Source organism: Candidatus Laterigemmans baculatus, from assembly GCF_010367455.1.
Taxonomy (GTDB): domain Bacteria; phylum Planctomycetota; class Planctomycetia; order Pirellulales; family Pirellulaceae; genus Laterigemmans; species Laterigemmans baculatus.
This window is the reverse complement of sequence record NZ_WRPR01000017.1, coordinates 51031-61301: the sequence shown is the minus strand read 5'-3', so window position 1 is coordinate 61301 and position 10271 is coordinate 51031. Positions and strand designations below refer to the sequence as shown.

At 66.6% G+C, this 10271-nt stretch carries 6 protein-coding genes; 5 read left to right on the top strand and 1 reads right to left on the bottom strand.

The features are described from left to right. Positions 1 to 461 precede the first annotated feature (461 nt). The 4 genes from hpnC (at position 462) to GNK13_RS03730 (ending at position 6579) form a co-directional block, all read left to right on the top strand. A complete protein-coding gene (hpnC, locus tag GNK13_RS03745) occupies positions 462 to 1394 on the top strand; it encodes a squalene synthase HpnC (RefSeq protein WP_164101099.1) in 933 nt (310 codons plus the stop codon). 22 nt (positions 1395 to 1416) lie between these two features. Continuing rightward, entirely contained in the window at positions 1417 to 2406 is a 990-nt protein-coding gene (locus GNK13_RS03740; protein WP_203328908.1) for a phytoene/squalene synthase family protein, read from the top strand. Next, positions 2403 to 3863, top strand: coding sequence for a hydroxysqualene dehydroxylase HpnE (gene hpnE, locus GNK13_RS03735; protein WP_164101097.1), 1461 nt, complete (start codon positions 2403 to 2405; stop codon positions 3861 to 3863). Before GNK13_RS03740 ends, hpnE begins: the two co-directional genes overlap by 4 nt. 238 nt (positions 3864 to 4101) lie before the next feature. Further along, positions 4102 to 6579 (top strand): sodium-translocating pyrophosphatase, encoded by a 2478-nt coding sequence (locus GNK13_RS03730; protein ID WP_164101096.1) that lies wholly within the window; start codon positions 4102 to 4104, stop codon positions 6577 to 6579. A gap of 92 nt (positions 6580 to 6671) precedes the next feature. Here the strand turns inward: GNK13_RS03730 and GNK13_RS03725 are convergent, their stop codons facing one another. Continuing rightward, on the bottom strand, positions 6672 to 9086 hold the full coding sequence (locus tag GNK13_RS03725) for a hypothetical protein (protein ID WP_164101095.1): 2415 nt from the start codon (positions 9084 to 9086) through the stop codon (positions 6672 to 6674). A 209-nt stretch (positions 9087 to 9295) separates the two neighbouring features. Here GNK13_RS03725 and GNK13_RS03720 point away from each other — a divergent pair, with 209 nt between their 5' ends. After that, entirely contained in the window at positions 9296 to 10267 is a 972-nt protein-coding gene (locus tag GNK13_RS03720; RefSeq protein WP_164101094.1) for a dihydrodipicolinate synthase family protein, read from the top strand. Positions 10268 to 10271: the final 4 nt, after the last annotated feature.

The window sequence follows — 10271 nt, the reverse complement described above, 5'->3', positions numbered from 1 at the left end:
CCGGAGAACCCAGGAAACCTACGGCGACGAGCAAACCTAGAAAACCTGCACTGCTTGGCGAACCCTCCCGAAAGGCTGTGACCCCTTCGGGGAGCAACGAGGCAATCTGGGAACCAAATCGCGGCCGGGAAAGCCAGCGAACCTGCGCCCTTTGGCGAACCTCCTCAAAGGGCTGTGACCCCGTTTGGGGCACTTCCTTCCTTTGCGGCGCCCGGAGAACCCAGGAAACCTACGGTGACTAGCAAACCTAGAGAACTTGCACTGCTTGGCGAACCCTCCCGAAAGGCTGTGACCCTTTCGGGGAGCGATGAGGCAACCTGGGAACCAAATCGCGGCCGGGAAAGCCAGCGAACCTGCGCCCTTTGGCGAACCTCCTCAAAGGGCTGTGACCCCGTTTGAGGGAGAGGGGCCCCAGCCGGGCAGATCCCGACCGCGGGCGCGGCGGCTGCAGGGTCGGTACCATGAGACGGCTGCGACCCCATCGCCTCCAGCCTCCCCGCAACCGACGCTCGATGTACACGCTTGGCGAAGCCCACCGCTGGACCCGTCGGCTGGCGCTGTCGCACTACGAGAACTTCGTCGTCGGCGGGCTGCTGACTCCCCGGCGGCTGCGGCAGGACTACTACAACCTTTACGCCTACTGCCGCACAGCCGACGATTTGGCCGACGCGATCGAGGACGATGCGGAGAGTCTCGGTCGCCTCGACCAATGGGAGCGGTGGTTGCTCGAGTGCTATTCAGAGCCAGCCGACGCGGGCACCAAAACCCATCCGGTGTTCGTCGCCCTGCGGCCGACGATCGAGCGGTTCCGGATTCCCCGCGAACCGTTCCTCGCCCTGCTCTCCGCCTTCCGGCAGGATCGCCAAGTGCAGCAGTACGCGACGTTCGCCGAGCTGCACGGCTACTGCCGCCGATCGGCCAATCCGGTCGGGCACCTCGTGCTGTACTTGGCCGAGAGCTTCGACGCCGAGCGAGCTCGGTTGGCCGACGAAATTTGCACGGGGCTGCAGCTCGCGAATTTCTGCCAGGACGTGCGTCGCGATGCGGAACTCGGGCGGGTCTACTTGCCAGCAGAGGATCTCGCCCGGTTCGGCGTCGACCCAGCCCGGCTCGGCGATGCTCGAGCGAGCGGGAGGATGTGCGAGCTGCTACGGTTTGAAGTCGAGCGGGCCGAAGCGTTTTTCCACCGGGGGCGGCCCTTGGTCGACCGCGTTCCGCGGTGGCTCGGGCGTGACGTGTCGCTGATCGCAGCCGGCGGATTGGCGACGCTACGGGCGATTCGGCGAGCCGATTATGATGTCTGGCGTCGGCGGCCCACGGTCAGCCGCTGGACTCAGGCGACAATGATGCTGCGAGCGATGGTTCGCTCCACGCACGGCGACAGGCTCGAGTAACCAGCGGGACGTGACTCCTTCGATGGCAGCCAGCTTCGCGACCGACCTCGAACACTCCCACCGCTGCGCCGCAAGATTGGCCCGGCGGTCGGGGAGCAGTTTCTACCGTTCGTTCGCATTGCTGCCGCGGGGCAAGCGGCGAGCGATGACGGCGCTCTATGCGTTCGCCCGCCAGACCGACGACTTTGGCGATTCGCCCGGGCCGCCCGCCGAGCGCGAGCGACACCTGCAGGCTTGGCGAACGGCAACGGCCTGCCGCTTGAGCTCCGCCGCAGCCGAAGTCACCGCAGGCGAAGTCACCGCAGCCGAAGTCACCGCAGCCGAAGACGCTGCCGCACTCGAGTCGGCCATGCCGCTCGCGGTGCGCACCGCCGCCGCGGACCTTCTTCCGGCCCTGGCCGATTCGGCCGCTCGGTACGCGATTCCGCCGCAGCACTTGCTCGAGATCATCGACGGCGTGATCGCCGATCAACACCAAACGCGATTCGAGACGATCGCCGAAGTCGAGCGGTACTGCTATCTGGTCGCTTCGGCCGTCGGTTTGGCTTGCCTAGCCATTTGGGGTCACCGTCCCACATTGCCGCGGGCGGCAGCGATCGACTGCGGGATCGCGTTTCAGTGGACCAATATTCTCCGCGACATCCGCGAAGACGCGGCGCGGGGCCGAATCTACCTGCCACGAGAATGCTGGGGCGGGCGCGGTCTGAGCGACGCCGACTTCCTCGCCGCCGAACCTTCGGCAGCCCTGCTCGAGGTCTGTGCCGAGCTCGCCGAACGGGCTCGCCAGCACTACCACCGCGGCTGGAAAATCCACGACCACCTGCATCCCGACGGCCGCCGCATGTTCAGCATGATGTGGAGCAGTTACCACAGTCTGCTCGAGCGGATCGAAGCGGATCCGGCAGCCGTCTTCCGCCAGCGAGTCGAACTCCGCCACCGCGATCGGCTGCGGATCCTCGGCTCGCATCTGGTCGGTCCCTGGTTTCGTCGGCTGGGGAATCCGAGCGAGTGAAACAGCACGCCCTGGGACGCGTCGTGATTGTCGGTGGCGGATTGGCGGGACTGGCGACCGCCGCCGCGCTCGCCGATACGCCGCTCGAGATCGAGCTCTACGAAGCGCGGCGGCAGACGGGCGGTCGCACCGGTTCATTCACCGCCGCTGGGGGCGGCCCCGCCGTCGATTACTGCCAGCACGTGGCGATGGGCTGCTGCACCAATTTTCTGCACCTCCTCCACTGGGCTGGCCTCGAGGGGGAATTCGAGCGTTACGAGCGACTCACCTTCCTCGCCGCCGAGAAGCCTCCCTCGTCGTTCGCTCCGGCCCCCTGGCTTCCCCCGCCGCTGCACTTCGCTCCCGCCTTCTCTCGGCTGCACTTCCTGACGCCCCAGGAGCGCCGCGAAGTTCGCCGCGGCTTGTGGCGACTGATGCGGATGAAGCGAGTAGCAGTCGATCCGAGCCGGGACGAAACTTTTGGCCACTGGCTGCGGCGCCGTGGCCAAAGCGAGCCGACGATCGCCAAGTTCTGGAACGTGGTTCTCGCCAGCGCCCTCGGCGACCACGTCGACCGCGTCGCCATCGCACCGGCGCGGCAGGTTTTTGTCGAAGGGTTTTTGCGCGCTCCAGGAGCCGCCGATGTGCTCGTCCCGCGACAGCCGTTGGCGGAACTTTTTGGCCGCCGGCTCCCCGCACAACTGGCGGCGGCCGGCGTGAGGATCACCCACGGCGTGCGGGTTCGCCGCTGCGAGCTCGAATCGTCGGGCCGCTTCACCGTCCACTCCGATGCCGCTCCGGCGACGCCTGCCGACGATCTGGTCCTTGCCACGCCTTGGCACGCCCTGCCCCGAGTGCTGGCAGGCTCCTCGCTGGCCGCCGCGGTTCCACGGCTCGCTGCGATCGGGGGCTTTCCCGGCTCCGCGATCTCGGGGATCCATCTGTGGTTGGACCGACCGCTGACGCGACTGCCACACGCGGTGCTGATCGGCAGGATGAGCCAGTGGGTGTTCCGCGATCCGTGCGGCGTGGAATCCGATCGCGATAGGGAGCGGGATCCGGCTGCGGCACTCCCGGAAGAAGGCTACTACTACCAGGTCGTCGTCAGCGCGGCGGCGGAGCTGCGGGGGCGACCGCGAGCGGCGATCGAGGAGGAAGCGGTCGCCGATCTCCGTGCCCTGTTTCCCGCAGCGGGTCCAATCCGCTGTCTCCAGTCGCGGGTGGTGACTGATCCGGCGGCGGTGTTTTCGGTCCGCCCGGAAGTCGAGGCGGCGCGGCCGGCGACCGAGACCGCCCAGCCCGGCTTGTACTTGGCCGGCGATTGGGTCCAGACCGGTTGGCCTGCGACGATGGAGGGCGCCGTGCTCAGCGGCTACCGCGCGGCGGCTGCGATCCGCCGCCGCCATGGGCTGCCCGCAGCGGTCGTGCAACCGCCGCTGGCCGCGTCGCGGCTGGCCCGCTGCCTGATTGCCCCTTAATTCCGATCGCCCCTTGATTCCGATTGCCCCTTGATTCGGATCGCCCGCGAATTACGCCCCCTGCTCACCCTTTGCCCTTGCGGCTCGGTTACAGTATCGCCACAGCCCCCGCGCGTCTGGTGGCCAGTGCGGCACCGGGATGGGTCATGGGTGCGTGCCTCGGGCACCAGAGGCGCGGGGGCTGAAAAGGGGCGGTCGGTGGTCTCTATCGCGACAATGGTTTTCAGGATCGGCAGCAATGCGTGAAGCGATTGTGTGGATGTTAGCCTTCGGGACATCGGTCATCGCGCTCCTCTGGGCGTACCGGTTTTACGTCCAGATGATGGCGGCCGAGGAAGGGACACCGCTGATGCGAGAGATCGCCAGCAACGTGCGTCACGGCGCGAACGCGTATCTGAAGCAGCAGAACCGGCTGGTCACGATCGTCTTTCTGCTGGTCGCCGTGCTGCTGGGGATCGCCTCGTTCGGATTCGAGCTGCAGAGCGGTTTCGTCCCGATCGCGTTTCTGACCGGCGGTTTTTTCTCGGGGCTGTGCGGCTGGTTTGGAATGAAGACCGCCACGCACGCCAGCGCCCGCACGGCCGCCGGGGCGCAGCACTCGCTCAATGCGGGGCTGCAGATCGCCTTTCGCTCCGGGGCGGTGATGGGGTTGATCGTGGTCGGGATGGGTTTGCTCTACATCACGCTTTGGTTCGCCGTGCTGTACTGGCTCGTCCCGCTCCTGGGCGGCGATCCGCTCTCGCTCGAACAGATCTCGGTGACGATGCTCTCGTTCGGGATGGGGGCCAGCGCCCAAGCGCTGTTCGCCCGCGTCGGCGGAGGCATCTTCACCAAGGCGGCGGACGTCGGCGCGGACTTGGTTGGCAAGGTCGAGCAGGGGATGCACGAGGATTCGCCTCGCAACCCGGCGACGATCGCCGACAACGTGGGTGACAACGTCGGCGACGTGGCAGGGATGGGAGCGGACCTCTACGAGTCGTACTGCGGATCGATCCTGGCGGCCGGAGCGCTCGGGGTGGCGGCGTTCACCAGCGTGCAGTTGCCTTCGAGCGTCGATCGGCAGGAAGCCCAGATCATGGCCCTGGTTTTTCCGATGGCGATCGCAGCGGTCGGGATCCTGCTCTCGATCGTCGGCATCTATGCCGTGCGGACCGGCGAGGAGCTCTCGCAAAAGGCACTGTTGGGCGCACTTGGTCGCGGGATCAATTTGGCCGCGGCCCTAGTGGTCGTCGCATCATTCGTGCTGGCTTGGTGGCTGATCCCGGTCATCCCCGGGACCGCGATCTTTGGGATTCCGGGGATCGCGTTGAGCATCATCACGGGGCTCGCCGCGGGATGGTTGATCGGCAAATGGACCGAGTACTCGACCAGCGACGAATACAAACCGACGCAGCGGCTGGCCGATCAAGCTGAGACGGGGCCGGCGACGATCATCATCGGTGGGATCGCCGACGGGATGCTCAGCGTGTGGGTTCCGGTGATCGTGATCTGCCTGGCCAGCATGGCCGCGTTCGGATTTGCCAACGGAGGCAACTTCACCGACCTCGAGTATTTTGCCCTGGGGCTGTATGGAATCGGCGTCGCCGCGGTGGGGATGCTCAGCACGCTCGGGATCACGCTCGCCACCGACGCCTACGGTCCGATCGCCGACAACGCTGGGGGCAACGCGGAGATGGCGGGCTTGGAGCCGACGGTCCGCAGCCGCACCGATGCGCTCGACTCGCTCGGCAACACGACCGCCGCGACGGGCAAAGGGTTCGCGATCGGCTCCGCCGCGCTCACCGCGCTGGCGTTGATGGCGGCCTACGTCGAAGGAGTCCGTGACGGCTTTGTCCGCTGGTCCGACTCGGTCGCCGCGGAGATCACCGAGGATGGATTTTATCAGCTCTCCCCCGGCTTCATCCTGCACCGCCACGACGACCAGAACACGCCCTATTTGGCTCTTCCGGCCGTGGTCGACGATTCGCGTGTCAAACCCGATTGGCCTCTCTTCGACGCCCGGGCGACCGAACCGGCGCGGCTTCCCGATACCCTGTTCACGATTCTCCAGGACGTTCCGGCGTTCTCGGCTAGCGGCGCCCGGCTGGTGCCCCTCCGCACGGCCACGCTCCGCGACTTCACCGCCTACTACGACGCGTCGCTGCTAAATCCCCGCGTCATCGTGGGGCTATTTTTGGGAGCGATGGCCACGTTCGTGTTCTGCGCGATGACGATGAAAGCTGTCGGACGGGCCGCTCAAGGGATGGTCTTGGAAGTCCGCCGCCAGCTCCGCGAACACCCCGGGATTCTCGACGGCAGCGAGACGCCCGACTACGCGCGGCCGGTCGCCCTGAGCACCAAAGCGGCTCAGCACGAGATGGTCATCCCCAGCCTGATCGGCCTGCTGCTGCCAATCCTCGTCGGACTCTCGCTCGGCGTCGGAGGCGTGCTCGGTTTGCTCGTCGGCTCCCTGACCACCGGCTTCTGCGTCGCGATCTACATGGCCAATGCGGGCGGCGCTTGGGATAACGCCAAAAAGTACATCGAAGCCGATCACCTCGGCGGCAAAGGCTCCGACGCTCACAAAGCGGCCGTCGTTGGCGACACCGTGGGCGACCCGTTCAAAGACACCAGCGGCCCGAGCCTCAATATTCTGATCAAGCTGATGAGCATGGTCAGCGTCGTCGTCGCCGGCTTGATCGTCCGCTACAGCCTGGTTGCCCTGGGATGGCTGTAAGAGCCCAGGCTCCTTCGAAAACCCTGAGCCGACGGCGCTAGCCGCGGGTTCTGCAGCGGAAACGCAAGGGCTGCGAGGCCCGAGGCTAGCGCCTACGGCTCAAAGACCGAGCCGCGGTGCGGCACGACCTCATAAACCTGGACCGCTCCCTGGTTGAGATTCACCTTGAGCGGTTTGATCGCCCCGGCGCGGAGCATCCGCGCAACGAGCTCCGGCGTGATCCGCTCGTCGAATCCGTAAGTCGAACGCAGCCGCTGAATCTCTCCCCAGTGAACCAGGAGATGCGTGTGGCCCTGCTCGGCGAGCGCCGCCGACCATTCGCTTTCGGGTCGCTCGATGACCTCCGCCAGCGGTGAGCGATCAAAGGTCGTCGAGTAGCTCAATGGAACTTCGTAGTCAAAGACTGCGGCGTCCCCGACGATCAAGATCCGATCCTCGGCGCCGAGGTGCTCGTTGACCCAGCGAACATGCTCGGGCAACCGGGCGATCGAACTCTTCGACTCGTCGTCGCGGCGCAGATAGCGGAGATCGACCGCGATCCGCGAATCCCCCAGCACGGGGCTGGCCACATACAGCGCATTCATCGCCGCCAAGCCGCAGAGCACCCCGGTCCCCCAGCGGACTCCCCCCGCTCCAACTCCAACTCCCCCCGCTCCGGTCACTCGAAACCAGGCAGCGATCCCGAACGCGGCCAGCACGAACATCAGCGGCGCGGCTGGCAACAGAAAACGCTCGAGCCGATGCGTCACCAGCCACCACGCAGCGAAAGCGTATCCGCCGCTAGCCGCCAACCACCGCACCGCCGGATATCGCCACGCGAGCAGCACCCCCCAGAGGACCGCTGGCACCACCAGCCAGCCTTGCAAACGCCACCCCCAGAGCAGCCCCGCAATCGAGCCCCCGAGCTGCTCGAGCGAATATCCCGGAACGGCATGCCCACGGTTCCACTGCTCGACTTTCGCCGAGGTTAGCGTCTCGCCTCCCAGCCAGTTTCCAAGCAGCGGGTAGACCGGGTTGCCCGCTAGCACCGCGTTCTTCGCATACCAGGAGCCGCCGGCGAGAAATGCGGCAAGCACGAAGACTCCGATCTCGCCGGGGCGACACCGCCGAAGCGCCACGGCGACTCTCCGCAGCCGCCGCCACTCGCTTTCCCCCTGCCCTTCAGCTCCCTCGACCCCCGTCCCTGGAACTGCGATTGCCGGCGGAAAGACAAGGCAAGCGGCCAGCACCGGCACGACCAACACCACGGCGGGATACTTGCAAGCGAGGGCAAAGCCGCTCGCCAGCCCCAATCCAACCGCCACCGCCACGCGGTTCGCTCCGCCAGTCCCCCCCGCGCCGGCAGCCCCCACCACACTGCAGGCCGCCCCATCGCCTCGAGCCGCCTCCGAATCTCGGGCGACCGCGAAGAGCAGTCCGGCGGCCAAGTACATCGCGACGGCCGATTCGATCAGCCCCAGCGAAGAGACTTCGACCACGCCGGGAAACGCGATCGCCAGAACCACGCTCCACTCGGCGGCCAGCCGTGCAGCCGCGGGGTCGCAATTTCCTCGAGCGACGCCGAGCAGACGCCGAGCGACGCCGCCGACCAGCAAGGCCGCGAGGATCGCGTAAGCGGCGATCACGAGCTTGCCCGCCAGAGCTCCCCACCACCAGGCGTCGGCATCATCGAAGCCCAGCAGATCGAACCACATCATGCCAGCGATCGCGTGCGATTCGGCCGCCATCGGCATGTTCGCATAGATATTGTGCGGCAGAAAACCAATCTCCCCCGCCTGCCACCACTCCTTCGCCGCCTGCAGGTGGTACTCGCGGACGTCGTACTCAGCCGGCGGCAAAACCGCGCGAAAGATCAGCAGCAAAGCGAACAGACCAGCGACGAGCCGAGGCACCTTCGTCCCCCAGCCCCCCGCCGGCTCGCCGCGCTCCACCTCCGCCGCCCGCTCAGCTTCTGTGGTTTGCGTGGGTGGAAGGGCTCGGCTGGAGGCTGCGCGGGCTAGGAGGCGACGGATCAGCCAGCCGCCCAGGGCGCCGCAGCCCCAGGTGGCGACGGCCACCGAGCAGGCCGCGGCCGGGAGCCGCAATCCTCCGCCGAGCCCCAGCAGCAAAATCACGTTGGCTTGGATCCCCAGCCCCAACGCGGCCGCCAGCGCGATCCGGTCCAGGCGTGCGAACCAAAGCGATCCGCCGAAGCCGCGGAGCAGCAGTCCCCCGCCGGCCGCTGCCTGAGCGACCACCAGCACGGCGACGCCCACCACCGCCGCTCGGTCGACCACTCCTTGGACGGTCACCGGCCCATCGAACCAGGCTCCAAAGGTTGCGTCGGGAATCAGCAGCAGGATCCACCGCAGCGTGTTTTCGGCGATCGGCTGACTCCAGAGCAGCAGCACCCAGACGAGGCTGAGCAGCCCGGCGATTGCAAGTCGCACGCCCGATCCGCCCCGCTCAATGGTCCCGCCCGTTCCGCTGGACTTGGGAGGATTACTCGGCTGCTTTTTCTTCGCCATTCAACCTTCGTCAAGTTCTCGTGCTATCCGCGGTTCAGCTTCCCTAGCTTCGATTGGCGAATGTTGGATCGAGGAAAAAACCTTCCTCGCTAGCGAAAACGATCGCGAACGTTCAAACCTCGATCTACAATTTTGCAACCGGGCGGACGATTCGGCTGCCCGAAGCGTCGGTGTTTTGCACATCTCTCCCCTCGGCCCCCCCACCTGCCATGCCTCCGATCTCCGGCATCCTGACGCCTAACATCACGCCGGTCGATTCCCGCGGTCGGGTCGATCATGAAACCTTGGCCGGTTACGTCGATTGGTTGATCGAGCGTGGGGTGGATGGATTGTATCCCAACGGCAGCACCGGCGAATTCGTGCGGTTCACCGCGAGCGAACGCCAGGAGATCGTCCGCACGGTCGTGCACGCGGCGGGGGGCCGGGTGCCGGTGTTGGCCGGAGCCGCCGAAGCGAATGCCGACGAAACGATCGCCGCCTGCCACGCCTATGGCGAGCTGGGAGTTCGGGCCGTCGCGATCGTCGCTCCGTTCTACTATCGGCTCAGCCCCGATGGGGTTTATGCCTACTTCCGCAAAATCGCCGACGCCGTCTCGGTCGACGTGACGCTCTACAATATCCCTCTGTTCGCCTCGCCGATCGACGTCGAAACGGTCCGCCGCTTGGCGATGGAGTGCCCGCGCGTCGTGGGCATCAAAGACAGCTCGGGCGACCTGCCCCACATGCTGCGGATGATCGCGGCGGTGCGGAACCAGCGGCCCGAGTTCTCGTTCCTCACCGGCTGGGATGCCGCCCTCTCCCCAATGCTGCTCTCGGGTGTCGACGGAGGAACGTGCGCCTCGAGCGGCGTCGTTCCCGAGTTGACCCGAGCGATCTATGCAGCCTGCGCCGCTCAGGATGTCGATCGGGCGATGCAGCTGCAGCACGCCCTGCTGCCGCTGTTCGATTTGATGATCGGAACGAGCGAATTCCCCGAGGGTTTCCGGGCGGGAGTCCGCGTCCGCGGTTGGGACTTGGGCCCCGGGCGTCAGCCGCTGACCGATGCTCAGCGGGCCGCCGCTTCGGACGCTCAGCAGCAGATGGCCGACCTGATTCCGGCTGCCGCCGCCACGGCACCGGTGCGGCTCCGCCCTCAAGATCTCGACCAGATCGTCCGCCGCGTGCTCAGCCAACTGCGGTAGAGCC

Bases quoted from the DNA above. Each gene is read 5' to 3' on its own strand.
- GNK13_RS03730 (WP_164101096.1), top strand. From the start codon at position 4,102: ATGCGTGAAGCGATTGTGTGGATGTTAGCCTTCGGGACATCGGTCATC.
- GNK13_RS03720 (WP_164101094.1), top strand. From the start codon at position 9,296: ATGCCTCCGATCTCCGGCATCCTGACGCCTAACATCACGCCGGTCGAT.
- GNK13_RS03725 (WP_164101095.1), bottom strand. From the start codon at position 9,086: ATGGCGAAGAAAAAGCAGCCGAGTAATCCTCCCAAGTCCAGCGGAACG.
- hpnC (WP_164101099.1), top strand. From the start codon at position 462: ATGAGACGGCTGCGACCCCATCGCCTCCAGCCTCCCCGCAACCGACGC.
- GNK13_RS03740 (WP_203328908.1), top strand. From the start codon at position 1,417: ATGGCAGCCAGCTTCGCGACCGACCTCGAACACTCCCACCGCTGCGCC.